At 52.2% G+C, this 24,219-nt stretch carries 23 protein-coding genes and 1 pseudogene; 15 read left to right on the top strand and 9 right to left on the bottom strand.

The annotated features are described in order from the left end of the window. Window positions 1-197 precede the first annotated feature (197 nt). Both QJQ48_RS26000 and QJQ48_RS25995 read left to right on the top strand, forming a co-directional pair. Complete coding sequence (locus tag QJQ48_RS26000; RefSeq protein WP_346294157.1) at window positions 198-698, top strand: hypothetical protein; 501 nt, start codon at window positions 198-200, stop codon at window positions 696-698. A gap of 57 nt (window positions 699-755) precedes the next feature. Continuing rightward, a complete protein-coding gene (locus QJQ48_RS25995; RefSeq protein WP_346294156.1) occupies window positions 756-2,687 on the top strand; it encodes a coiled-coil domain-containing protein in 1,932 nt (643 codons plus the stop codon). A 133-nt stretch (window positions 2,688-2,820) separates the two neighbouring features. Here QJQ48_RS25995 and QJQ48_RS25990 read toward each other — a convergent pair whose 3' ends face one another. Further along, window positions 2,821-3,039, bottom strand: a complete 219-nt coding sequence (locus tag QJQ48_RS25990) for a hypothetical protein (RefSeq protein WP_346294155.1) — start codon at window positions 3,037-3,039, stop codon at window positions 2,821-2,823. A gap of 171 nt (window positions 3,040-3,210) precedes the next feature. Between QJQ48_RS25990 and QJQ48_RS25985 the strand changes: the two genes are divergently transcribed. From QJQ48_RS25985 to QJQ48_RS25970, 4 genes are all read left to right on the top strand, one after another. Beyond that, the gene (locus QJQ48_RS25985; protein WP_346294154.1) at window positions 3,211-3,474 is read left to right on the top strand and encodes a hypothetical protein; all 264 of its coding nucleotides are present in this window, start codon (window positions 3,211-3,213) and stop codon (window positions 3,472-3,474) included. A 79-nt stretch (window positions 3,475-3,553) separates the two neighbouring features. Next, window positions 3,554-4,033 (top strand): Rad52/Rad22 family DNA repair protein, encoded by a 480-nt coding sequence (locus QJQ48_RS25980; RefSeq protein ID WP_346294153.1) that lies wholly within the window; start codon window positions 3,554-3,556, stop codon window positions 4,031-4,033. 50 nt (window positions 4,034-4,083) lie between these two features. Beyond that, complete coding sequence (locus QJQ48_RS25975) at window positions 4,084-4,314, top strand: hypothetical protein (protein WP_346294152.1); 231 nt, start codon at window positions 4,084-4,086, stop codon at window positions 4,312-4,314. A 22-nt stretch (window positions 4,315-4,336) separates the two neighbouring features. Beyond that, complete coding sequence (locus QJQ48_RS25970) at window positions 4,337-4,531, top strand: hypothetical protein (RefSeq protein ID WP_346294151.1); 195 nt, start codon at window positions 4,337-4,339, stop codon at window positions 4,529-4,531. Between the two features lie 19 nt (window positions 4,532-4,550). Here QJQ48_RS25970 and QJQ48_RS25965 read toward each other — a convergent pair whose 3' ends face one another. Further along, window positions 4,551-5,603, bottom strand: a complete 1,053-nt coding sequence (locus tag QJQ48_RS25965; RefSeq protein ID WP_346294150.1) for a ParB/RepB/Spo0J family partition protein — start codon at window positions 5,601-5,603, stop codon at window positions 4,551-4,553. Next, the gene (locus QJQ48_RS25960) at window positions 5,596-6,417 is read right to left on the bottom strand and encodes a ParA family protein (protein WP_346294149.1); all 822 of its coding nucleotides are present in this window, start codon (window positions 6,415-6,417) and stop codon (window positions 5,596-5,598) included. The genes QJQ48_RS25965 and QJQ48_RS25960 overlap by 8 nt, the downstream gene beginning before the upstream one ends. Window positions 6,418-6,887: 470 nt before the next feature. Here QJQ48_RS25960 and QJQ48_RS25955 point away from each other — a divergent pair, with 470 nt between their 5' ends. The 3 genes from QJQ48_RS25955 to QJQ48_RS25945 all read left to right on the top strand — a co-directional run bounded on the left by QJQ48_RS25955 (window position 6,888) and on the right by QJQ48_RS25945 (window position 10,918). Further along, window positions 6,888-7,535 carry a Uma2 family endonuclease gene (locus QJQ48_RS25955; RefSeq protein WP_346294148.1) on the top strand — a complete coding sequence of 216 codons (648 nt, stop codon included), beginning with the start codon at window positions 6,888-6,890 and terminating at the stop codon, window positions 7,533-7,535. Between the two features lie 413 nt (window positions 7,536-7,948). Next, entirely contained in the window at window positions 7,949-10,159 is a 2,211-nt protein-coding gene (recD2, locus tag QJQ48_RS25950) for an SF1B family DNA helicase RecD2 (RefSeq protein ID WP_346294147.1), read from the top strand. 168 nt (window positions 10,160-10,327) lie between these two features. Next, entirely contained in the window at window positions 10,328-10,918 is a 591-nt protein-coding gene (locus QJQ48_RS25945) for a winged helix-turn-helix domain-containing protein (protein ID WP_346294146.1), read from the top strand. A 48-nt stretch (window positions 10,919-10,966) separates the two neighbouring features. Here the strand turns inward: QJQ48_RS25945 and QJQ48_RS25940 are convergent, their stop codons facing one another. The 3 genes from QJQ48_RS25940 to QJQ48_RS25930 are packed head-to-tail and all read right to left on the bottom strand — an operon-like array spanning window position 10,967 to window position 11,808. Beyond that, window positions 10,967-11,383 carry an IS630 family transposase gene (locus QJQ48_RS25940; protein ID WP_346294159.1) on the bottom strand — a complete coding sequence of 139 codons (417 nt, stop codon included), beginning with the start codon at window positions 11,381-11,383 and terminating at the stop codon, window positions 10,967-10,969. Further along, the gene (locus tag QJQ48_RS25935) at window positions 11,365-11,511 is read right to left on the bottom strand and encodes a helix-turn-helix domain-containing protein (protein WP_346294145.1); all 147 of its coding nucleotides are present in this window, start codon (window positions 11,509-11,511) and stop codon (window positions 11,365-11,367) included. Before QJQ48_RS25935 ends, QJQ48_RS25940 begins: the two co-directional genes overlap by 19 nt. Window positions 11,512-11,553: 42 nt before the next feature. Further along, window positions 11,554-11,808, bottom strand: a complete 255-nt coding sequence (locus QJQ48_RS25930; RefSeq protein WP_346294144.1) for a helix-turn-helix domain-containing protein — start codon at window positions 11,806-11,808, stop codon at window positions 11,554-11,556. A 304-nt stretch (window positions 11,809-12,112) separates the two neighbouring features. On the opposite strand from QJQ48_RS25930, the gene QJQ48_RS25925 reads away from it, so the two are divergent. Both QJQ48_RS25925 and QJQ48_RS25920 read left to right on the top strand, forming a co-directional pair. After that, window positions 12,113-12,433 (top strand): helix-turn-helix domain-containing protein, encoded by a 321-nt coding sequence (locus QJQ48_RS25925; RefSeq protein WP_346294143.1) that lies wholly within the window; start codon window positions 12,113-12,115, stop codon window positions 12,431-12,433. Then, a complete protein-coding gene (locus QJQ48_RS25920; RefSeq protein WP_346294142.1) occupies window positions 12,433-17,751 on the top strand; it encodes a GAF domain-containing protein in 5,319 nt (1,772 codons plus the stop codon). The genes QJQ48_RS25925 and QJQ48_RS25920 overlap by 1 nt, the downstream gene beginning before the upstream one ends. Window positions 17,752-17,769: 18 nt before the next feature. Here the strand turns inward: QJQ48_RS25920 and QJQ48_RS25915 are convergent, their stop codons facing one another. Both QJQ48_RS25915 and QJQ48_RS25910 read right to left on the bottom strand, forming a co-directional pair. Then, window positions 17,770-17,946 (bottom strand): DUF4278 domain-containing protein, encoded by a 177-nt coding sequence (locus tag QJQ48_RS25915; protein WP_346294141.1) that lies wholly within the window; start codon window positions 17,944-17,946, stop codon window positions 17,770-17,772. Between the two features lie 298 nt (window positions 17,947-18,244). Beyond that, a pseudogene (locus QJQ48_RS25910) lies at window positions 18,245-18,368 on the bottom strand (multicopper oxidase domain-containing protein); the annotation flags it as partial. A 389-nt stretch (window positions 18,369-18,757) separates the two neighbouring features. Here QJQ48_RS25910 and QJQ48_RS25905 point away from each other — a divergent pair. The 4 genes from QJQ48_RS25905 to QJQ48_RS25895 all read left to right on the top strand — a co-directional run bounded on the left by QJQ48_RS25905 (window position 18,758) and on the right by QJQ48_RS25895 (window position 22,798). Then, the gene (locus tag QJQ48_RS25905) at window positions 18,758-19,312 is read left to right on the top strand and encodes a DUF305 domain-containing protein (RefSeq protein WP_428843097.1); all 555 of its coding nucleotides are present in this window, start codon (window positions 18,758-18,760) and stop codon (window positions 19,310-19,312) included. Window positions 19,313-19,418: 106 nt separating this feature from the next. After that, window positions 19,419-19,586 carry a helix-turn-helix domain-containing protein gene (locus tag QJQ48_RS28430; RefSeq protein ID WP_428843096.1) on the top strand — a complete coding sequence of 56 codons (168 nt, stop codon included), beginning with the start codon at window positions 19,419-19,421 and terminating at the stop codon, window positions 19,584-19,586. Further along, the gene (locus QJQ48_RS25900) at window positions 19,559-19,924 is read left to right on the top strand and encodes a winged helix-turn-helix domain-containing protein (protein WP_346294140.1); all 366 of its coding nucleotides are present in this window, start codon (window positions 19,559-19,561) and stop codon (window positions 19,922-19,924) included. The genes QJQ48_RS28430 and QJQ48_RS25900 overlap by 28 nt, the downstream gene beginning before the upstream one ends. Window positions 19,925-20,287: 363 nt before the next feature. Next, on the top strand, window positions 20,288-22,798 hold the full coding sequence (locus QJQ48_RS25895) for a hypothetical protein (RefSeq protein WP_346294139.1): 2,511 nt from the start codon (window positions 20,288-20,290) through the stop codon (window positions 22,796-22,798). Window positions 22,799-23,207: 409 nt separating this feature from the next. Here QJQ48_RS25895 and QJQ48_RS25890 read toward each other — a convergent pair. Beyond that, a partial coding sequence (locus QJQ48_RS25890; protein WP_346294138.1) for an L-lactate permease occupies window positions 23,208-24,219 on the bottom strand: 1,012 nt, incomplete at its 5' end.

The raw sequence follows: 24,219 nt of genomic DNA, 5'->3' as shown, positions 1-24,219 counted from the left end.
AGCTCTGCCAAGCCGTCCCAAAGCTGGGTAACAACGCCTCAAACTCTGACATCCTCAAGCCAGTTAAACTGCATAGGATTCGAGGTTTTGTCCGTAACTCGGCATAGGTCACTTTCATTGAATGTCTCGGGTCGATGCTTCTGACACTAATCATCCTATCGGTTCAATTTCCGATAAGGTCTAGTGATTCGATTGAATTGCCTTACAACATTCCGGCCCATGATCCCAATAGCCTGATTCCGTCTGATATCTATGATCCAGGAACTTCTTCAGCACCTCGAATGGAGCGCTCAGAAGCGGATCGGCGGATTGAAGACTATCACCAGATGATAGCGGCCCAGCAGGTCGCTGAAACAGGCTATAACTTCATCTCAGCGGTGATGAAGACGCACACGAGCTACCAGAAAGCTTTGGGAGACGGCTTTACGGCGTTGAAAGAGACACTGACAACGCAGCGCAAACAGGTGAGTGCCGCGACTGCCGTTGTAGACCTGAGCACCGAGCGGCTCAAGTTTGCTACTGCCGTCCAGCGCAATGAGCAAGCCAACATTAAGCTGTCTGGCGAGCAGGTTAAGACAGGACTGCTGCAAGAGCGGACGGACATCGAGCTTGTCAAAGTGCGCAACGAGATCCAGGGACTCAAGGCTCAAGCCCAGCAAGCCTTGATGAAAGCCCAGTCCTTAGAGCTATCGGCCTAGAACGAGACGGGACGCCCGCTGGCGTCCCTCACTACTTCATTTCGAGGGAGCATCCTCATGAAAACGCAACGGGAACGCGGTAAAGAAGAGAAACAGCGCCACCAGAAGGTGCATTCCAGGTTCGGCTACCTGTCTACGCTGGTATGGCTGACCAGTGGCACGTCCCTATCGATTTCATTGCTCAGCGGCATTCTGTTTCAGAATCCGGGCATGGCGATCGCGGGCTTTGGGACGACGGGACTGTCCTTTGCCGCTCTGAAGTCTAGCCGCGAACGCGCCACTCAGACCGCGATAACGCTGTTGGTGCAGAGCAACAATGATTGGGAGCATCGGCTGGCAACTACGGCTCAGGAAAGCCAAAACCAAATCGACAGGCTGACCCGTGATCGTGATGCTTTGCAGGCATCTCAGAGAGAGCTGATGCAAACGCTAACAGAGGCTCAAAGCCAAGCAAGCGATCGCCAAGAGCGGATGAAGGTTCTACAGACCGAAGCCAGCCAGATGACAGGACAACTGAGTCGTTTGCAAGTGCAAGTGGCTGAACTAGCTGCTAGAGACAGCGCTAACCAGACAGAGCTAGGGCAGCGACGAGAGCAGGTCAAGACGCTCTCGCAGCGTCTAGCCCAGATGCAGGAGTCCCTCGAACAAGCTCAATCCCGTCTGAGTGAAAAACGCTATGACCTCGCCGTCCACCTAGACGCGATTGAGGTTCAGATCCTTGACGTTTGGAATCCTTTATTTCAGGGACTCATTGCCATCTGCGATCGCTTTGACCCGAATCGTCCGGTGTCTGATTTGGAGTATGCGGGCAAGCCAGTCGAGCTGGACGAGACAGAGAAAAAGCGGTGGACGCACTACCGGGAGTCTCTGGTGGCCTATGACGCGGGCCTTAGAGATCGCGTCAACGCCATGAGTGAAGAGTGCGATTGCCATGACGATGCCTATAGTTTCTTCCTGACCCTGCTGGAGGAGATGACGCTGAGCTACTGCAAGCTGTGGTCGGGCATCCGAGATTTGGAGTTGGGGACAACCCATGAGGGTGAGAAGCAGGCCATCTACGCTGAGTTTGAGCAACTACGCGATGATTACGTCTCGGAAGCGTCCCAGTGGGTCGAGCGGTCTTCTCAGGTTGAAGTCGGCTTCAACGTGATTGAGGACAGCTTCAAGCAGGAACTAGCCAGTTTGCAGCAGCGCATCGTGGACGCGGAAGCTTTAATTGAAGTGCTGCAAGCCCCCCGCCGCTTCCCTGGCGAAACGTCCATCGACAAGGCAGGCAATCGTCTAATTGAGCACTTTGCTGCCCATAGCGTGATTCTAGATGCCGTCGAGAGCATCAAGATTCCCGGTGGCTTCCGGCTGCGCTTCAAAGTAGATCGCAATACCGGCACCACCAAGCTGACCGATTCAGAGATAGACAAAATCTGTGATGAAGTGGGAGCCTGGGGCGTCTCTCAGCATCGGCTCAGCTCCGAGGACTTTGAGCTAGACCCTCGCAACTTCCTGCTAGAGGTGACGCTTTCTACCCCTGGCGAGAGCCAGTCCCGCTCAGCTAAGAGCCGAAAGCGCTCCGCGTCAAATTCAGCAGCGGCCAAAGCAGAAGCCGTAGGCGCTGAACTGGTAGCCGAGCGCTTCACGGAGCTGGTCTGCTACAGTGCGGCAGAGTTTGAGGAGGTTGTGGCGCTCAAGTTCGTCCCGCGCGTCCGGGTAGTAGCTGGCTCAACGGGCGGTAAATCACCTCTACTGGAGCTAATCGCCTGCGCGATCGCCCAGCTCCAGAAAGGTCAGCTCTGGCTAATCAACCCAATACCCGGCAGTCCCAAAGACTGGTTCCATGTGCCAGGGGTGGTGCCGCCGGGGAGCGACGGTATCGAGGCCGCGATTGAAGTGAAAACGACTGCTCCATCGGGTAAGTTGCGGCACTGCTCGTCGGTACCTTGCCAAGCTTCTCCATCAGCTTGCCAAACACACGCAACCTCTGGGCCTAGCTGAGGCGCTACCCAGCGAATTAGGAAAGCGGCTGGAAAGCCAATAGCAGCAATTACGGCCAATTTTCGCCAGCGAATTTTCATAACTATACTTCTGAGAGTTTGGGTTCAAATGATTCAGAGGATACCCAATCAAGCTAATTGCCAAGCGTTATCTCGCCGCGACCAATACGCTCAGCCAATTCGGAGGCAGATAAACCTTTGGCTCCAGCCAGGGCTTTAAAGCCTTGCCAGCCTTTATCGGTCACCATGATCTGTTTACGCTTTTTGGCTTCCTCGTAGAGCGGTTGTCTGGGGTGGAGATTGTCCTGGCTGTGGGGATGCTCGCCAGGGCTATATCTATTTTTTTTAGCCATAGAGAAATTATAAGGATGGTTTCAAGAGATGGGGAACGGGATAGCTTCAATATAGCCCACAGGGATTGACATTTCAATACATGTTGTATATAATGAAACTAGGGCAATAGAGGGCACCCGCCGCCAAGCTAGTTGCCCTCTCAAGTGGTTGTTAACCCTGGAGATATTGTAATGCCTGTTGAAGTTGCCCTTGCTTACGAAGCCCAAAAGCGAGAACAAGCTGACACTGATCGCATTGAATGGACGCCCGAAGCACTCAATCCTGAAGCCGCTGAGGTTGAGTCAGATTTCTATTCTCCTAATGAAAGCAGCAAGTCTAGTGCCACCACAGAGGAACTAGCTTTTGCTGCTGAAGCGCGAGCAGAGTATTGGTTTGATTCACCTAACCCTGATCCAGCCACTGATCTTGACTTTTACATGGATGGTGATGATTGATTGCTGTTCTAGATAAATCACTTAAGGGGCATTCCTGCCCCTAACAAAGCCCTAACGCCATAATCATTTGTGAATAACTATGCAAAGTCAATCTCAAAGTGTATCCGCGCTGGTTCAGTTTCCTCAGTCTGCTAAAGCACCGATCCAGCCTCCTAGCAAAGTGGGTGAATGGAGCCTGCAGCAGATACAAGAAGCCCTGAAGCGACCACTGCCAGCAAACTTGCTCAGCTCCAAGAAACGTGGTGGCAAGCGGATTACTTTCATTCACTGGTACACAGCTAACAGCATTTTAGATAAGTATGCTCCTGGCTGGACGTGGCAGATTATCAGTACACAGCTCTCTAGCGATCGCTTGTTTCTGGTAGGCCGTCTAACAATTCCTACCAGCGAAGGCCATATCTACCGCGAAGCGACGGGAACTGAGGAACTCAAGCGCCTGAATGACGATGGTGAAGAGGTAGAGCTAGCCTACGGGGATCCTTCATCCAATGCCGAAAGCAAAGCGTTTAGACGAGCGGCAGCGAAGTTTGGTCTAGGTTTGTATCTCTACAAGGACTAGGCCGCAATTGGGGGCAAACGCCCCCTTATCGTCACAGAGCAAAACCAGACATGCAACTTTGGATCTATCGCACTTCTGTTTATTTTGATGAGCGTCGGAACTGCGTTCGTCGGGTGGAAAAGCTGCCGAGCGCTCTCTATCTAAGCGATGAGAGCTATGTACTGCCGCCTAGACCACTGCATGAGCGCGAGGGGCAGCAGGTTGGATGGACATTTGAAGGCATAGCCACGGAGATTTGCTGCCAGCTTGCCGATGTTCACTGGCAGTTCCTAGAGATTTAGAGAAACCATCTGAGGAATAACGATGAACTTTTACCAGAAAGAGCTCAAGCAGTTAGTAGGCGCTAGAATCCTAGCAGCCGATGTGGAAGAGGATTATCCTGACGCTTATCCTTACTTATTGGTAGAGCTTCCGAACGGCGATCGCCGCTATGTAGTAGCTCAAGCGGACGCGGAGGGTAACGGCCCCGGTTTCTTACGGCTCAGTCCTGCAAATTAATAAAGCCCTTCCAAACGTGTCACTCCTCACGCTGTTCATCCAGCTCTGACAAAATCTCAGCGATCAATGATTCAAGCTTCTGAGCCTTCTTTTTGAGTTTTGAATCTGCCTCGATCCGTTTCCAGTTACGCTTTGAACGAATTGAAGAATACCCCTGATGGATGCGATCGCGTAGATCTTCCTCTGAGGCATTGGGAGCAGTCTTTAGCGCCTTTACCTTTTCTGCGAGCTGGGTCTTCGACCAATCTTCATTACTAGCCTGGGTCAGTAGTTCATCCTGCTTTTCTTCCGGAGCCTTGCGGATCAAGTCAGCTTTAGAAAAATCTATCTGCCCTGCTCGAACTGCCTCAATTAGTTTCTCAGGCATTTTTTGAAGAGCATTTAAACGATTAGTCACGAAGCCCGCCAATGTGAGCTGAAACTCATCTAGGATCCCATCGATATCAGCAAGTGAGTTCGGAATGATTTTTCTAGAAAAATCACTTTTATCTGATTGGATTCTTTTGACGATATCCTCGTCATCCATTTCGTGGCGTGAGCGCAGATTGAGTATTTTTACAAGCAATGATGGAATGCTCTCACGGGGAATAGAAAGCCTCAATCCAATCAAGGCAGTGATACTGTCGGTTTCCTCAATTATGTTGAGATTTTCGCGGATGAGATTAGCAATTAATGCAATCTCTAAGGCTTCCTCATCTGTGTATTCTCGGCAGATAGCTGGAATCTCAGTTAGCGATTCCTCAATGCTGCAGCGCCAACGTCTTTCGCCAGAGATTATCTCCAGCTTCCCATTGGCTCCAGGACGAACAATTAGTGGTTCCTGGACTCCATGCTTCCTGATTGATTGCTTTAGCTTCTCCATTCCCGCCAAATCAAAGTATTTGCGCGGTTGGGTGAGTCCGTCAGGAAGCTGAAGCTGGATAAAACGCCCTATTGGATAGGTCTCAATTCCGGTATCAGTATTCGACTGAAGCTCTTCCAGTTGCTGTTTAAGGTCTTCAATCTCGGTTTTTAGTCTAGAGTTTTGCGTATTACCCCATGCTTGGGCCAAGGCTGGATTAGTTTTAGGCATCTCTCTTTTCTATCAATACAGTGGCAATATTATGAAAAGGTTTATTAGCCGGATGTCCGGGGCGATAGGCCCGGAGAGGTAACCCCCCTTCCATTACAGACTTACTGATTTCGGCGTACTCCTTAATCGGCTCAAAAAGATGGATGTTACTCGCAGCGAGTAAATCTGGAAGTGGCGGAATCTCGTCTTTACGCTTCAGGCCCAATACAGCTTGATGTTGCTCAATTGCCTGCACCCGGTTTGGCACTACACCTAAAATTTCCGGAGCTGGACGTAATCTTAGTCGCCTGATGTTGGTGTAAAACCAGTCAAGTAACGTCGCCACAGCATAAAATCCCTTTGCATCTGGACAAACGGAAATCAGCACAAAGTCACAGGCAGAAAGCGCTATCTTGTGCATTAAATCCACTGTTCCAGGACAATCAAAAATCAAGAAATCATGAGGCAACGGATAGTCTTCTAGGCGATCGCGCAATACCTCAGTTTTTCTGTCCGCCACCAGCAGCTTTTCAATGCTAGCGTCCAAATCCCTCCCGCCAAGACAGGCTTGAACTTTTGTGCTCCGACTGGGCCAGCAGTCGTGCAAGGGCCACTCTCCAGAAAAATCCTCATTCAGTAAGATATTTCCTAAGCTCTCGCTGTCAGGCTGAGAAAGTCCAAGAAACATTCCTAGAGAAGCATTGGGATCAAGGCCGAAGGCACAAACACTATGTCCTACAAGAGATAGCTCATTAGCGAGGTTGACTGTGAGTGTCGTTTTCCCTGTGCCACCAGCGTTAGACATCACGGCGATCTTTAGCTGATTTCGGTTCATCTTTCTGCCCTAGTGATGCTGAGTGATTTTTCTAGAAAAATCACTGATTCTCATGCCATCATATTAGAGCACGAAATCTTCAAAACTCCCAGACTGCTTTGCAAGCAAAGGTTATAAGTATGCTGAGGTGCGCAGCCTGTTTCCGGGCGATTTATCTGTAGATCACTAAAAAACGCTTATTTATTTCGAAAGCTAAGTTTCTTGCATCTCTGAGCCGTCGATGTCTTTCATCCGTTTCATTCACTACAGAAATGTAGTTCATGGTCTATACTCTCTAGCAAAAGCATGGCTACTCAGCGATCGCAGACCTGAACTTTCTAGGACAGGCATTGCCACTTTTGTTGTCTGATTCACGCTTAATCAAACAACGATATTTCTACAACACAAGAGTAGGGTATGTGTATTCTTGAAGCTTGCTCAAACAGCTAAAATACAGCTATCCTGCAGAAATTCTTATGCGGTGCCCCGCAATGGTTCAAACGCCTGTAGACAGTACAACGCTCTATCCTGATTCAGACGGTAAGCTAATGGCTGACAACACCCTCCAGTATCGGTGGATTGTTCGGCTGGTTACCAATCTGAAACAGCTTCTTCAGGGGCAAACGGCTTTTGTCGCTGGAGATCTGCTGTGGTACCCCGTTCAGGTTGATGCACCTCCTATCCCGGCTCAGGCACCAGATGCGATGGTGGTTTTGGGTCGGCCTGATGGCGAACGCGGCAGTTACAAACAGTGGGAAGAGGCCAACGTTGGTCCTCAAGTTGTCTTTGAAATCCTCTCGCCTAGCAATAGTGCTCGGGAAATGCTGACGAAGCAAGCTTTTTACGGTAAGTATGGGGTCTTAGAGATGTTTTTCTACGATCCGGATTCCCATGACTTTTGGGGCTTAGTGAGATCATCGGCTGCCGAAGATTTGATTCCGATTATGGTGATGAATTTGCCGTGGACATCCCCGACGCTAGGCATTCGTTTCGAGATGTTTGAGGATGGTCTGGCTCTTTTTCATCCTACTGGAGAGCGTTTCAAGGATCCTAGCGACTTCATCAATGAACGCGACCGCGCCTTCGCTAAGCTCCGCGAACTCGGCTTTGACCCGACAGACTTACAGATGGATGATTAATGCTAACGGAAAGATGCTCCGCCTCTGACTGTGAAGTCTTTGATAACTACATTTCCGACTTATTTCTGACCACTTTGTTGTAACTAACAAAATGGTCGGAAATAGGCCTAGGGAGTCAGCGTCGAATAGAAAATGTCAGGCTGACCCGCTATGCCTGCTGTTTAACTGCTTCGAGCCACCTCAACCTGCAATGGAGCAGAGCCGATCCCTGGTGGCGGTCGGAGGCACGTGTGGCAACCGCGAGCACTTGCCTGTCCTAAGCGCAGATTTTTCATTTCTTGGGTAACAAAGAGGCTTCAATGTTACCTAAGAAAATGCACACACGATCGCCCGACTCCGATGGCGCTGGCCAGGGGGGGAGCGCTTTGGGATCAGGTAGCGTAAATTTGAACTAGAGCTTTCGCGGGTCGAGGATGAAGCCGCTACCACAGATCGAGTCTTTGCAAGGGGTCGTCGAGCGCATCACCTATCACTCTGAAGAGTCAGGCTACACCGTGGCCCGGCTGAAAGCGCCGCGTACCCATGACCTAGTAACGATTGTAGGCAACTTCGCCAACGTGCAGGCCGGGCAGACGCTGCAGATGCAGGGCACCTGGCGCGAGCATCCCAAGTACGGCCCGCAGTTCCAAGTCGCTCAATATCGGGAAACTAAACCCGCGACGCTGACGGGCATCGAGAAGTATCTAGGCAGCGGACTGATCAAAGGGGTTGGCCCGGTGACTGCCAGGCGCATTGTGGCTCACTTCCAGCTCGATACCCTCGACATCATCGAGCATCAGATTGAGCGGCTGATAGAGGTGCCAGGGATAGCCAAGAAGCGAGTGAAGCTGATTCAAGTGGCTTGGCAAACGCAGAAGGCGATCGAAGAGGTGATGCTGTTTTTGCAGGGGCATGGCGTTTCCACGACCTACGCCGTCAAGATCTACAAGCAGTATGGCGATGAGTCGATCGCCAAAGTGACGGAAAATCCCTATCAGCTCGCCACCGATGTCTACGGCATTGGCTTTGTGACTGCTGATGCGATCGCCCGCAATCTGGGTATAGCCCCGAACTCGGAGTTTCGCTACCGGGCCGGGATTCTGCACGTGCTCAGCGAAGCCGCCGAGGAAGGCCACTGCTTTCTGCCTCAGCCAGAGCTAGTGGAGCGCACCGCAACACGGCTAGCACTGCCAGAGCACCGGGTCGCGCCAGAAGATATCCTATCGCTGACGACCGAGATGGCTATAGACGCGGAGCTGATGCTGCAGGGGGGCAGCGGTGAATTTCAGGGTCAGTTTCTCTGTTATGCTCCGCCTTTCTTCCATGCTGAGCAGGGACTGACCAACCGAGTCAAGCATCTGCTGAGTCAAGCGCTCTTTGTCGATGGGCCGCGCGTAGAGCGCTGGATTGATCGCTTTAGCGCCAAGACAAAGCTGCAGTTATCGGAGCAGCAGCGACAGGCAGTGGTGATGGCAGCCTCGCAGCGGCTGCTGATTCTCACCGGCGGTCCTGGTGTGGGCAAGTCGTTCATCTGCCGCACCATCGTGGCGCTGTGGCAGGCGATGGGCAAGACGATTGAGCTAGCCTCTCCGACTGGACGAGCCGCCCAGCGCCTCAGTGAGCTGACAGGTCAGCCGGCTCGGACAATTCATCGTTTGCTGGAGTTTGACCCGAAGCAGATGAAATTTAAGCGCGACTTAGAGAACCCAGTACCTGCCGATGCCATCGTGGTAGACGAAGCTTCGATGCTGGATCTGTTTCTGGCCAACTCGCTGTTCAAGGCGATCGCGCCGCAGACGCAGCTCTTGCTCGTGGGTGATATCGACCAGCTGCCGAGCGTGGGACCCGGAGCAGTGCTGCAAGACTTGATCGCATCTGGGCAGATTCCGGTAGTGCGGCTGACGCAGGTGTTCCGGCAGGCGCAGGCATCGGCGATTATCACCAATGCGCACCGCATCAATCAGGGCCACTTCCCGCAGCTAGAACCCGTTACCAATCAGCCGCGCAGTGACTTTCTCTGGTTCGAGGCAGCCGAGCCAGCGCACGGTGTCACGGCAATCCAGGATGTGATCACCCATCTGATACCGACGCTAGGCTTTGAACCCGCGAAAGACGTACAGGTACTCTGCCCGATGAGCCGAGGTGAGGTGGGAACGCGCCAGCTCAACCAAACGCTGCAGCAGTTGCTGAATCCGCCTAGTCCAGTCAAAGCCGAAATTGTCAGGGCCGGGATGACGCTGCGAGAGGGCGATCGCATATTGCAGCAGAAGAACGACTATGACCGCGAAGTCTTCAACGGGGACCTGGGGGTGATCACCGCGATAGATGTTGAAGAAGCAGAAGTGATGGCTCAATTTGGCGATCGCCGGGTGAGTTATGACTACGCCGACCTGAACGAGATCACGCTGGCGTTTGCCACGACGATTCATAAGTCTCAGGGCAGTGAGTATCCAGTGGTGATTCTGCCAGTCTTCATGCAGCACTATATGATGCTATCGCGCAACCTGCTCTATACGGGGGTGACGCGGGCCAAGCAATGGGTGATTCTGGTGGGAGCACAAAAGGCGATCGCGCTGGCTGTGAACCAGATCAAGTCACAGCAGCGCTATACGAGATTGGCGTACCGTTTATGTTTAGATGCTTAGCTCTAGTTGGCCGATGCTGAACTTCATCTTTGCTAGCAAGAATCGTTCGTGTAAGGTTTTGTGTAATCAAGCTGCGATCGCAGGGTAGTCTACCTGTGGAATATTAGTCCTACAGGCTGTATCGATATGAATGTGGGATTGATTTATCCTTTCAAGATCGGGGTAAGCATGAAGCCCTATTCGCTCGACTTGCGCCAGAAAATCATCGATGTCTATGAGAATGAACCCATCTCGCAACGGCAACTTGCCAAGCGCTTCGGGGTCGCCCTGAGCTTTATTGAGAAACTGCTCAAGCAAAAGCGGCAAACCGGTTCGATTACACCCAAGGTGCGCACTGAACAAACACCGACTAAGCTCACCACTAAGCAACTGGCTGTCTTGGAACAACTGGTTGAAGACCATAACGATGCGACGCTCGTAGAGCTAGCCAAGTTGTTAGAAGCTAAAACAGGGGTTCGCATCAGTCGCTCTACCGTCGATAGGATGCTCAAAAAGCTCGACCTCAGCGTCAAAAAAACGCTGCACGCTAGCGAGAAAGAGAGTGAGCGGGTTCAAAGGGCACGTGTAGCCTTCTGGCAGATGATGCAAACTATCTTAGCCAAAGACCTCATTTTTATTGATGAGTCATACCAAATCCGTTTGACTCACCCCCGAAACGATCGTTCTCTAGGCGGGCCACCAATGGTAGTTCGTCAAGGCTTTGATGTCGTCTTGCATCGTCAGCAGGGTACGGCAGCGATCGCCGAGAATAGTCTCTAAATCATCGAGACTGTCAAAACACTGATTTGCTAACGGCTCATCCGTAAGTCACCAGAGCCGTTCAGCGGGTTGCAGTTCAGGAGAATAGGGCGGCAAGACCTCTAGATGAATCCCTTCTGGAACCACGACCGTTTGGCTACAGTGCCATCCCGCTCCATCGATGACTAAGAGAATGTGCTTGTGGGGACCTGCCCCGACTTCGTGAGCAAAATTGGCGAGGGCTTGATTGAACCAGGCGCTATTGACGCGCGGCAGAATCAGCCATTCGCTTTGCCCGGTGCTGGGATGGACAAAGCCATAGAGATAAGTCCACTCGTAGCGAGGCTCTACAGGGGCGATGGGACGCTGCCCCACCGGAGCCCAAACCTTGCGAATGATGGGTTTGAGTCCGAGACGATGCTCATCAAACGACCAGACTTCAACGGTGGCTGCGGGATATTGCTGGGCTAGTTCAGCTTGGCGGATGGGAAGGTTTTTTTGAAGGCCGCCTGCGCCTCCGGGTCACCCTGCCGATGGCGAGGCCGGGGCACTTGTAAGGACTGCTCTAAGCGCTTCAGGTAGTCCCACCCCCGTTGGGGCCAGACCTTCTCCATCCCAGTCAGTTCAGCGATGACGCGAGCGACTTTGGGGCCATTTCAGAGTCCACCATCAGTAGGTGGGAGTGCCAAGCGAGCCTTCAGTTGCTCTAGTTGCGCTGCTGTCAGGAGACTGCGGCGTTGGTGAGGTCGTTTGGCTTTGCGCCGATTCCGCAGACCTGCGGCCCCATCACGGTTGTAGTCAGCCATAATCGTGCGGGCGTAGTCATAGTTCAACCCCACCACTCGGGCGGCATCCGTTAAGGTCGCTTGCGCCGACACCAACCAGAGCAGATGCCAACGGCGCGATTCCACTGGGTCCGTGCTCGCTCGATAGCGAGTCTTCAACTCGGCAGACGAATAATGGGGTTCCAGATGAAGTTTTCTAGGCATAGTTGCAGCCTAATTCATTTCAGGGGTATATGGCTCGGATTCGGTATCAGAGAATGGTTCAGTCCAAATCACCGAATGTTGGAAAGATTTCAGATAGCGTGATATCCGACATTAATCGATAGGTGGCGCTCATACACTAAGCTACTTAAAATTCTTCTGTCTATAAGTAGATTTAGACGCCTTAGCAGACGCTATAGAGTACAGGCAAATGTTATGAAAACCAACCATGCCAATAGACCAGGCACCCGTTTTACAATGTTTTTCTCTGCCTCGGTATCAACCCGAAGTTGGCCATTTTATTCGAGATTTACGCCAAGTCCTAGGCTACACCCAGGAGCAGTTTTCAGCGATTTTAGGAGTCAGCTTTAGCACGCTCAACCGTTGGGAGAATGCTCGTATGCAGCCGTCTCCTCTGGCTTTGAAGCAAGTGGAAAACGTTTTAGCACAATTGAGCGGCGCTTCTGATCCAGCTCTGCAAGCTGGGAGAGCGGTGCTCTTAAAGAAATATGCCATTCACCGAGTTTCCCATTTAAAGGGTCTTCCCTAATGTCAGACCGACCCAAGTCCATACAGTTAAATGATGTTTTAATCACTGAGGAGCTGTCTCGCCGATCACCGCGAGACCCCAATTTTCAGGCCGAAAATCAGGCGATGCGATCGCTCGCCCGTCAACTAGTCCACGCACCTGAAGTCATGCTGCAAAGCCTAGTGGACTTGGCCATAGAGTTGTGTGGCAATACGAGTACCGCTGGGGTGAGCTTGGTAGAGACGAGTGCAGAGGGCGAAGTTGTCTTCCGCTGGGTAGTGCTAGCAGGCACCCTGGCAAATCATTTAGGGAGCTACACGCCTCGGAACTTCAGCCCCTGCAGGGTCTGTCTAGAGCAGAAAGCTCCGGTGCTATTTTCCTATCTAGAACGGTATTTCACCTATTTTCAAGCAGCCAATACGCCCTTTGTAGAGGGATTAGTGCTGCCGTTAATTGCCGAAGGGCAGACGCTCGGCACTATTTGGATCGTCACCCACGATGAGCAGCGGCAGTTCGATTTAGAAGATGTGCGGCTGATGACGGGGCTGGCAGATTTTACCGCAGCGGCACTGCTCCGCAATCAGCAACAGGCCAGCGAGCTACAGACCGTCAACCAGGCGTTAGCAGCCGAGTCAGCAGAGCGTCAGCAGGCGGAGGAACAAGCCTTGGCGCTGATTCAGAATCTACCTGGCGGGGCCGTATTTCTTGTCGATCGCGATCTGCGCTATCGGTTGGCCGAAGGCGAGGCCTTGTCTACAGCTGGTTTTAACTCAGAAGGTCTGGTGGGGCGCACCATTTTTGAGGCGCTATCGCCCGAACTAGCGGCAAGTTACGAGCCGATGTATCGTCAGGCGCTGGCTGGCAAACCTTTTGAGCATGAGCACTATGCCCACGATCGCTGGTATATTTCGCGGGGGACGCCCCTCTATGGTAGGAGTGATGCAGCCTACACCGTGCTGGTAGTTTCCTACGACATCACTGAGCGCAAGCAAGCCGAAGCAACCCTGCGTGAGAGCGAGACCCGGCAGGCATATCTGTTGAGCATGAGCGATGCGCTGCAGCCTCTGACCGACCCGGTGGCGATTCAGGAGACGGCCACCCAAATTGCGATGAATCACTTTGGCGCTGATCGGTGTTACTACTGCGAAATTGAGGACGGCAATGCCATCATTCGGCGCGACGCGGCCCGTGATGGGTTGCCCTCGGTAGCTGGAGTGTATCCGCTGAGCAGCTTTCCCATCTTGCAGGCGATAATCGATGCCGGTCACCCGTTTGCGGTGCAGGATGTGCGAACGACCGATACGGTGGACGACAATCTCAGGCAGCTCTGCCTCCGGCTCCAGGTGATTTCCTACATCAATGTGCCTGTGATTAAAAACGGTCAGCCGGTCGGCATCCTGTGTCTGGTAAAGAGCACGCCCAGAGATTGGAGCAAATTGGAGGTCGAATTGGTGGTAGAAACTGCCGATCGCACTTGGGCAACGGTGGAGCGTGCCCGCGCCGAAGCCGCCCTGCGCGCACGCGAAACCCTGTATCGAGCACTGTTTGACTCTATCGATGAGGGGGTCTGTCTGTTTGAGCCACTCCCTCTGTGTTCAGATGGGCTTCGCGACTACCGCTACCTCGCCATGAACCCGGCTATGCAGGCTATGTTCAATACTCCTGACCTAAGCGGCCAGTCAATCCGCGATAACTTCCCCGACGAGGTCGAGGACTGGTATGCCGACTACGATCGCGTATTAGAAACGGGCCAATCCTTCCGCTTCGAGCGCGAGTTTGAACGGCAAGGCATGGTGCTTGAGATGTTTGTGACCCGTGTAGAAGATGGTTCAGGGCAATGCCTGATGGCCGTCATGCAGGACGTGACCGAGCGCAAACGCCACGAAGCGACGATTACAGCAGACCTTCAAGATACCCAACTGCTCCACAACCTCGCAAACCGGCTCACCACCGAGAGCGACACCAAGGCGCTTTATCAGGAGATTATGGCAGCGGCAATCACGCTCACGCGAGCTGATGCCGGAACCGTGCAAATTCTGGATGAAGCGACACAAGATTTGTTGTTGCTGGCGACCCAAGGTTTTGAACAGAGCCTGACTAATCACTTCTATCGGGTCAATGCCAGTTCTAATACGTCCTGTGGTAGGGCGCTGGCAACGGGCAATCGCATCTTTGTTAATTTCGACGTGCCCCAGAGTGAAGACCCCGATGGCTCGATGCGAATGCACATTGAAGCGGGTTATTGTTGGGCGCAGTCCACGCCGTTAATTACCCGTTCCGGTAAACCTATCGGTATGGTTTCGACCCATTGGCGGGAATACGATGGTCTCAGCGATCGCGAACTGCGGTTTCTAGACTTGCTGGCTCGTCAAGCCGCCGACCTGATTGAACAACGGCAAGCTAAAGCCGCCCTATACGAATCGGAAGCAAAATTCCGTACGTTTCTCAGCGCCACGTCAGACATTGTTTATGAGATGAGTGCCAACTGGCGCGAGATGCGCTTTCTTCAGGGGAAAGCGTTTATCCCCACCACCGACAATCCCCGGCTTAACTGGATAGACACCTACATTCCCGAACCGGAAAAGCCGCGAGTCTGGAACACAATTAACCAGGCGATTGCCACCCGCAGCACCTTCGAACTAGAGCACCAGGTAATCCGACTCGATGGCACCGTAGGCTGGACGTTCTCCCGCGCTATTCCACTACTGGATGAAACGGGCCAAATCGTCAAGTGGTTTGGCGCGGCCAGCGACATCACCTCGCAAAAACAAACTGAAATCGCTCTGAGCGCATCGGAAGCAAAATATCGATCGCTATTCAACTCAATCGACGAAGGCTACTGCATCATTGAAGTTTTGTTTGATGAACGGGGCAACGCCTTTGATTATCGCTTTCTGGAAGCCAACCCCGCCTTTGAGCAACACACCGGACTGGTGGATGTCATTGGCAGAACCGTACGTGAATTTGTGCCGGAGCACGAGGCCCACTGGTTTGAGACTTACGGCAGAATCGCGCTAGCCGGAGAGCCCGAGCGGTTTGAAAACGATGCCCAAGAACTGGGGCGGGTTTATGATGTTTATGCCTTTCGTATCGGTAAACCCTACAAGCGCCAGGTCGCTGTTCTCTTCAACGATATTACGGAGCGCAAACGCCGCGAAGCTAATCTCGCCTTTCTCGCCGAAGTCAGCCAAGACCTGGTGCAACTGACGAACATCGAAGATACGATGACCGTGATCGGCGCGAAGATCGGCGCGTACTTTCAGACTGTTCATTGCCATTTCGGCGTCGTGGATGAGGCGCAGCAGACCGTCACCATCACCTATGAGTGGCAGAGCGCGAGTGCCCCTAGCCTGCTCGGCCTCCATCGCATCGACGATTTTCATACCAGGGATTTCTGCCGAGCCATGCGCGCGGGAGAAATCTACGCGGTGCACGATGCCCTCCAAGACCCGCGAACGAATGCTGAGCAAATGGCGGCTTTCTCCGTGGGCGCGTTTATCAACGTACCGTTTATCCGCGATGGCCAGTGGCGCTTCCTCCTGGGCACCTTCGACTCAGCTCCGCGCCACTGGCGAGAGGACGAAATCAACCTGATACAGGAACTGACGACGCGCATCTGGACGCGGCTAGAACGCGCCCGCGCCGAGGCAACCCTGGCCGTCAATCTACGCGATACCCAACGCTTACACGAGCTGAGCACCCGCCTAATCTCGGAGGATAACCTGCAGGTGCTCTACGACGAAATTGTGACCGCTGCGGTTGACCTTATGCAGGCTGATGCTGGGACAATTCAAATTTTGGAAGCAGAAACTCAAGATATACTTTTACTGGCTAGCCAAGGCTTAGATCAAAAGACAGTCGAGTATTTCTATCGTCTTGACGCGGGCTTCGATACTGCCTATGGCGTTGCATTAGCAAGTCGAAAACGGGCCCTGATTGATTATGACGTACCCGCCAGTGAAGACCCCAGTGGTTCACTGCAAAAGCTGGTAGAGGCAGGATTTCTCTGCGGTCAATCCACCCCGCTAACGACCCGTTCGGGTCGCCCCATCGGCATTGTATCTACCCACTGGCACCAACACCATCGCCCTAGCGATCGCGAACTGCGGTTCCTCGATTTGCTCGCTCGGCAGGCGACTGATTTACTCGATCAGCGACAGGCCGAACTGGAGCGCAGACAACTGCTCCGGCGGGAACAGGCCGCCCGCGCCGAGGCCGAACAAGCCAATCGCGTCAAAGACGAATTCTTGGCGATTCTGTCCCACGAATTGCGATCGCCCCTGAACCCCATCCTAGGCTGGGCATCTTTACTCCTTTCCCGACTGTCTGATTCAGCTACTATCCACCGAGGTCTCTCCGTCATTGAGCGCAATGCTAAGCTGCAAACCCAGCTGATTGATGACCTACTAGATATTAGTCGTATTTTGCGAGGCAAGCTCAGCCTTGAGGAAACTACTGTCAGTTTAAAAACGGTGATTGAAGCAGCGATGGAAGTAGTCAAAATCGCCGCTCAAGCCAAATCAATTGCTCTACAGTTTAACTGCTCTGAAGCTTGTCAGGTTAGGGGCGATGAAGGGCGACTCCAGCAAGTCGTTTGGAACCTCCTATCAAACGCTGTTAAGTTCACTTCAAATGGTGGGCGAGTAGATGTGTGTTTAGAAACTGTCAATGACCAGGCTCAGATTACCGTAACCGACACAGGGCAAGGCATTAGTCCAGACTTTATGCCCTATTTGTTCCAATCTTTCCGGCAAGAAGATGCCTCTGTTACTCGTCAACATGGTGGGTTGGGCTTAGGGCTGGCCATCGTTAGGTATCTAGTAGATGCCCACGGCGGCAGGATTACGGCAGATAGCCCTGGATTAGAGCAAGGAGCCACGTTTACCGTACAGCTACCGCTACTGCAGGAGGCGAGTGTTCTGCCAATTGCTTCAACATTGGCAAATGTTGACCTAACGGGTCTCAAAGTTTTGGCCGTCGATGATAGCGAAGATACCCGCGAATTGCTGGATATGGTCCTGAGAGCCTACGGTGCTGAGATCTGCATCGTTGCCTCCGGATCCGAAGCCTTAGCTAATTTAGCTGTCTTTGACCCTGACGTTCTCATCTGCGATATCAGTATGCCCGATATGGACGGCTACACTCTCCTTCAGCAAATTCGAGCCTTGCCCAATACTCCGCGAAAGAATATCCCCGCGATCGCAGTTACAGCCTTTGCCCGTGAAGAAGATCGCCAGCGTGCTATTGCGTCTGGCTTCCAACAACACGTCGCTAAACCCATTGAGTCAGAAGTGCTAGCAAGAGCAATCGCTCAGCAAGTAATGAGAGGAGAGGCTTGATCTGACCAAGCTGAAAATTTAATGGCTGTAGCGAACGCCGCGATAGGTTAGCTCTACCGGCTGTCGCCGCTGCAGGATTTGCACCTGGCGAATGGTGAAGTGATGGCCTAGAAATATACCGGGCTGCTCTGAAACAGTGGTTTCTAAGCTGGGGGCTGTTGTTTGGTAGCTTTGACCGCGATACTTCAGTTGCATGATTTCAACTCCTAGAATGGGGGGACTTGTCTGAGGTGTTTTGTTTCACCTGTTTGGAACTTCAGGGCCGGCTCCGCCTTTTACCATCGTTTCCCTGTGACATTGAGCGGATAAGCGTGTGTTCCTGGTTACTTGGGGTCATGATTTAGCGCACACCGCTGATTGAACTGGGCAAAGCCGCGATCGCCTCTCTACCCTAAAAAAAAGCCCTAGCCATAGAGAATGGACTATATTTTGTCCTTGCTACGGGCGTTGCCGGAGTCACCAGCTTTGAGACATCATGCCGTCCCTAAGCTGGCTACATCTCTACAATTCCCATCATGCCCCGGTCTTCGTGATCTAAGACATGGCAGTGATAGACGGGTTTTGCCCGCATAGTCACGAAAGGGAATGCGAATGCGAACGCTCTCGCCGAGACTGACTGTTGATCAAAAACACCATGCCCATGCCGCCGCCCATACCGTGGTTGAGGGTGAACTGACGTGTTGATTAACATTTATCGATGAAATTAAGATGAAATCGCTCTATCCCTTTAGAGTGAAGTCGAGTTTCCTGCCATCGATAGGTGATGAGAGCGGCGGTTTCTCGCTATTTCTATGCCATAGAGATTTTAGGATAGGTATCCGGTTTAACTACAAACAGATTAATCTAGCTTTGATGAAGCGATGGCCTGTGCAGTGACGTGTGAGCACTGCACCGAAGCCTGCATAACTGAGTAACGTCACGTTCCTAAAAGTTATTCAGCGTAAGTAAATTTATTTTTTTGATGTGTTTATTTTGAGGAAAATCCATGACATCTGAAGGCAACGCCATGAAAACCCAGGCTGACAAAGGACATGACGGCGGCATGAGTAGCTATGTCAGATACTTTGCCATGATTGGCACCTCAATCGTGGTGATGTTCTTTTTGATGTATCTGCATTCATATCAGATTCTTGACCATGCTTGGTTTAGTGAAACGCGGGTTTATATGGCCCTGATTATGGGTGCCGCGATGATGGTGATCATGCTGTCGTACATGCTGCATATGTACAAGAGCCGTAGCATGAATATCGCTATTTATGTGGGTGCCATCGTTCTATTTGGTGCTTCGTTATGGTTGGTACGCAGTCAAATCACCGTAAGCGACGTCGATTATATGGAAGGCATGATTCCACATCACTCGATCGCGATTTTAACGAGTGAACGAGCTCAAATTCAGGATATTCGGGTGCGTGAATTGGCAGATAAAATCGTCGAAGCCCAGCGCCGAGAAATCAAGGAAATGGAGTGGCTGATTCCTGATATCCGAGAAAACGGATTGGTCACAACCCAAGCTGAGCTAGAAGGCAGACAGGTACCAGATTTTGCTCCTACTCCTGAATAGTTTGTAGCGGTTTTGGGAAAGAAAACAACTGGCACAAGTATCAATAAAGTCGTGGTTGGATTTGTGGCGTTGCTGAATCAAGGGATGAACCTGGTGTTTTTACGACATTGCCCAAGGAATGCCTGCGACCCAAGTCGCCTATCAAACCCGGCGGAACCCTCAAACGCTGATGGAGTGGGTGCATCGTTACAATAGCGCTGGTCCTGAAGCGTTGATTTTTCGCCACACGGGCGGGCGCTCCCCCCTTTGCCTGAGGTCGTTGCACATGGGTTAGATAGAACCCTTCGCGCCGCGCTGGTAGCGGCAGCGACCCCGCCTCAAGAGCGCTCGCTTGAACCGTTGCCGCGATGGAGGTTGAAACGGTTGGTGCAATGGGTGAAAGCCACCTTTGCAATTGATTGCGGTCGCGAAACGCTACGCCGCACTCTCAAACACCTCGGGTTTTCCCGGAAGAAAGCTCGTAAACTCCTCAACAAAGTGAATCCCCAGAAACGCGCGGTCTTCCTGGAGACCTTGCAAGCCTTGCTCGATGAAGCTCTCCACGAGCAGTGTTTGCTGGTTTACATCGATGAGGCCCATATCCATCTCGATGCCGATGAGGGCTATGGCTGATTGAATCAGCCCCAGGCTTTCGTAATAGCGTAGCGCGCCGACCGTAGACCAGTCTGCTTAGGGACTTCATCAATTTTCAAGCCTGTGATGACTGCCATAAGCTTACTTTTTTACCCTTTCGTCTGGCTTAAACCCTCTAGTTAACTTTAGAGTTAAACCAGATATAAAGGTACCCATTGGGGTACTCAGCAATCTCATCAAGTTTTGACATAGTGGGGATAGAGACGAACTGAACGCTTCGCTAGCAGGCAATCTCCTTATGCCGCTATCAGAGTGCACTACCCCATTCCTACACACCAGCCTACTTTTCAAATCGGCACTTGCTCACCCCTGTAGGAAGTTTCAATCTTCTTGTTTAGCCATATGACAACTTTTCGAATCTTCGGTCGAGTCATCGACCGTCAAACCCGCTTTGGGCTAGCCAAACTTAATATAGAAGCCTGGGACAAAGATCTCATCTGCAACGATCTCGTCGGCAGCACGGTCACAGATGAGCACGGCAACTTTCAGCTAGAGTTTGACTCCACCTATTTTCAGGAGCTGTTTTTTGACCGACAGCCCGATCTATTTTTCAAAATTTTTAATCAAAACACGCTGATTAAAAGCACGGAAAACTCCGTGCTTTGGAATGTTGCAGCCGGAGAAAAATACATGGTTATTGCAATCGATCGCCCTGCAGAAGTTGAACGGGAACGGCGGCAGTTTAGAGCTTTGCTGCTGAACAATCCCAACTATTTTGGCAACGTCAAAACCAGCCCGTTTCAACCTGTTACCAATATTCAGCTCAATACCCGCTATGAGGAGATTGGCTGTGTCGGGTTTCAGCCCCAGTTCAACCGCTTAGAAGCTGTCATCTATATTAACCAGCCAGCCGGCTATGGCGGTGGTATTTGCTCTAGTGGGACACCTGAATATGTGCGTTTCTATCTTTCCTTTGATGGCGGCGCTACGTGGGTCGATCAGGGCTATACCAGCTTCAAGGCTTACGACATTCCAACTGGCACCAGCGGCAACAAGCGCCTAGAGTATGCCGTTTCGCTGTCTGTCAAACCGCCCAAGAAATTTTGCTCCATTCGCAATCTGATTCAAGCCCGCGCTATCCTATCTTGGAACGCAGTGCCGCCGGCAGACGAGCCAAATTTTGCACCGGTTTGGGGTGATGTTCACGACACTCACATTCAGGTCGATTCGCTGAAGCTGATTGTGATCGACGATCTGCTGCAGGCGGCTCAGGTGAAGCTGCCGCCGCAACTGGCAAATATTGTTGACCTATCGCAAGCAGTGCCCGCCGCTCAGCCTAAAGCGCTGGAAGTAGCTGAACTTAAGCAACTCTACCAGGAAAAGAATGTCGAGCCACATCGCTATGCCTTGACCCAGTTGCAAACGCTGGTCAAGCAGCCAGCGGCGATCGCCTCTTTGCAAGCCGCTAACTTCCCGGGCGTCTTCACCGACTTAGACATAGATCTGCCCAATCTGGGCGATCTGCTATTTCCCACCGACGGCAGCACCCGCTACGAAGAATTAGAGTGCATCGGTCTCAACCGTGAGCAAGACACGCTGGTCGGCATTTTGCGGATTAAGCAGTCGGCGGGCTATTCTGGCGGACCTTGCACCCAAGGCAGCCGCGAATATGTTACGTTCTGGGCCGACTTTGATGACAACGGCACGTTTGAAACCTGCCTAGGCACGACCTCAGTACAGGTCTACGACATTGAACAAATTCCAGAAGCTGGACTGGAGTATTCCGTCTTCCTGCCAGTGGACTTCACCCAGTATCGTCAGCCTTGTCAACAGGGTGCCAAACTGGTCAAAATTCGGGCCATCTTGTCCTGGCAGAGCCCGCCGCCCTGCAGTAACCCTAACTACGTACCGGTCTGGGGCAACCGGGAAGAAACACTGATTCAAATCAAGCCGGGGATCTTCACACCGCCCGATATCCATACACCGATTATTCAAACTGCTGGCAGCATGGATGTAGATGATATTAGCAGCAGCACCGGCCTAGCCAACGGCCCGGCAGCTTTGGCTGGATTTACGGCGATTGATAGTCCGTTTGGCGGCGTGGTTATTCTGACTGGTCATCTGGCCAATACGACGGACATCAGTCAGGGAGCAGCGAACCTGAAGTACCGCGTCGAAGTCAGTAACGACGGCTTCTTGACCTTCCAAACGGTCAATAACAGCTTTACGCTAGGCCGCGATCGCCTGCTCAACGGCATTTGGAGCGATTTACCCAGCGTGACCCAGTCTGTCGATGCTGAAGGCTTCTATGAGTATCAAGAAGACCTGATTGGCGGCCCTGGCAATCCGCAGATTTTCCCAGTTGGCAACGTGCTGGCCCGCTGGAATACGGCTGGACTCAGCGGCCTCTGGCAGATTCGCATACGGGCCAAAGATCCCGCTGATCCGGGTCCCGTTTGGTTCAGCAATGTAGTGACGGTACGGCTAGACAATATAGCGCCCAGCGTCGCTCTCAGCATTACCTCTGGCGGTGGTAACTGCGCTGACTTCACTATTGGCGATCTCATTTCTGGGACGTATTCAGCCACAGATGAGCACTTTGGTAGTCTCAGGCTAATGGTCTTGCCAGATGAGGTGGGGGGCAGTCCGACAGGTGGAGCCTTCACTAGCCCTGCGCCCTATCCCGGCACAAATCAAATGCCGCTGACGAGAGCTTACTCCATCGTGGCACCGCCGGGTGTACCAACAACGGGTGAATCTGGAAACTGGACGTTGGATACAAGCGGTATGCCTCGATGCGGCTATGTGATCGAGCTGAGGGCCTGGGATAGAACGATTGTTAACAGTGGTTCACGAGGTCGCTCAGCCCGTGATGTGGTAGGTCTCTGTCTGCGACAGCCAGAGGAAGGATAGCTAGGAATGCTTGGATAGCTCAGAAAAAGGTAAGCAGAGGGATGAAAAGAGATGTCTACTCAACTAAAGATTTAGCACTCTAGTCTGTCTTAACTCAGAGCTTGCACTTTGATGCTAAGCATGAGGACAAAGGGCGTGAAACCTAAAAACTGCAAGAAAAATGGACATGCTTGCCCACGCCCAACAGCTAATCTACCAACTTTTAGAGGCAATGCCGAGTTCCTATCAGGAGACTGTGCCGAATTTTATGCTTAGCGGTCTAAAATTAGCCTGAAACAACGGAAGCTGCGATTTACTGCCATTTAGTACATCTGAATTTACAAAATCAACGAGTTTTAGTTGTTTCGGCTTTTATTAGCAAGAACTATTTTCAACAGCCGCTCCATAATGAGAATTCCTGAATTTGGGCTTAGTCTAAGAAGAATACCGCAAGCATTCCTAATATGCCGGCAAAGCCGACGTAGTATGCCGTAGGCCAAAGCACCTTGCGGATTAATAGACCTTCGCGACCTATCAGACCTACCGTTGCCTCCGCTGCAACAATGTTGGATACGCAAATCATATTGCCTGCCGACGCGCCGACGCACTGTAGCCCCAAAACGGCTGCCGTTGATAGGCCGAGCTGAGCCGCAACGCCAAACTGAAATAGGGAAAACATCAAATTGCTGACGGTCACGCTGCCAGCAACAAATGAGCCAACCGTGCCCACGAAAGGCGCAAACAACGGCCAGAGCTGTCCGGCCAAATTTGACATACTATCGGCCAACGTCAGCGGCATACTCTTTAAGCCAGAATTATTCACTCCAGAGTTGATAAACACCCGTGCCATCAACACTGCTGACCCCAACGCTAGCGTCGTCTTTTGCAATAACGGCACCGCATTGGCGATCGCTCGGCCCAGAGCTGCAGGCTTAAGCCGATGCAAAAAGAACGTGATGGCTACCACAAGAATGAAAGTGGTGGATGGGAGGTAAAGCGGCTGCGTCGAGATTGTAACATCAGTTCCAAAAACGCCTACCCAGGTTAGGGTTAACGACTGCATCCACTCCCTGAACGGCAAAAAGTCTAGACGCGACAGCATCAGCAATAGCCCTAGCAGCATATAGGGCAGCCAGGCCCGACGAGCCGACAATCGACTACCTGTGATAGATGCAGACGGCGTATCTGAACTATGCCAATCATCAGGCCAATGTTCAGCCGCTGGAAAATCCCATTGATGGGGGGGCAATAAAAAGCCACGCCGGGCCGCAGGCACGACAATCGCTAATCCCACCAGTCCGCCAACTAATGTCGGAAACTCTGGCCCCAGCAGCAGGGCTGTTAATACATAGGGCAGGGTAAACGCTAATCCCGCAAAGAGGGCGAATTTCCAGGCGGCTAGCCCCGCCTTGACCGAGCGCTCAGCTCCAAACCCTGCCGTC

Origin of the sequence: Sphaerothrix gracilis Ecp01 (assembly GCF_030405905.1) — a bacterium.
GTDB classification, from domain to species: Bacteria; Cyanobacteriota; Cyanobacteriia; order Phormidesmidales; family Phormidesmidaceae; genus Sphaerothrix; species Sphaerothrix gracilis.
This window is presented reverse-complemented; position numbering and strand designations above follow the sequence as displayed.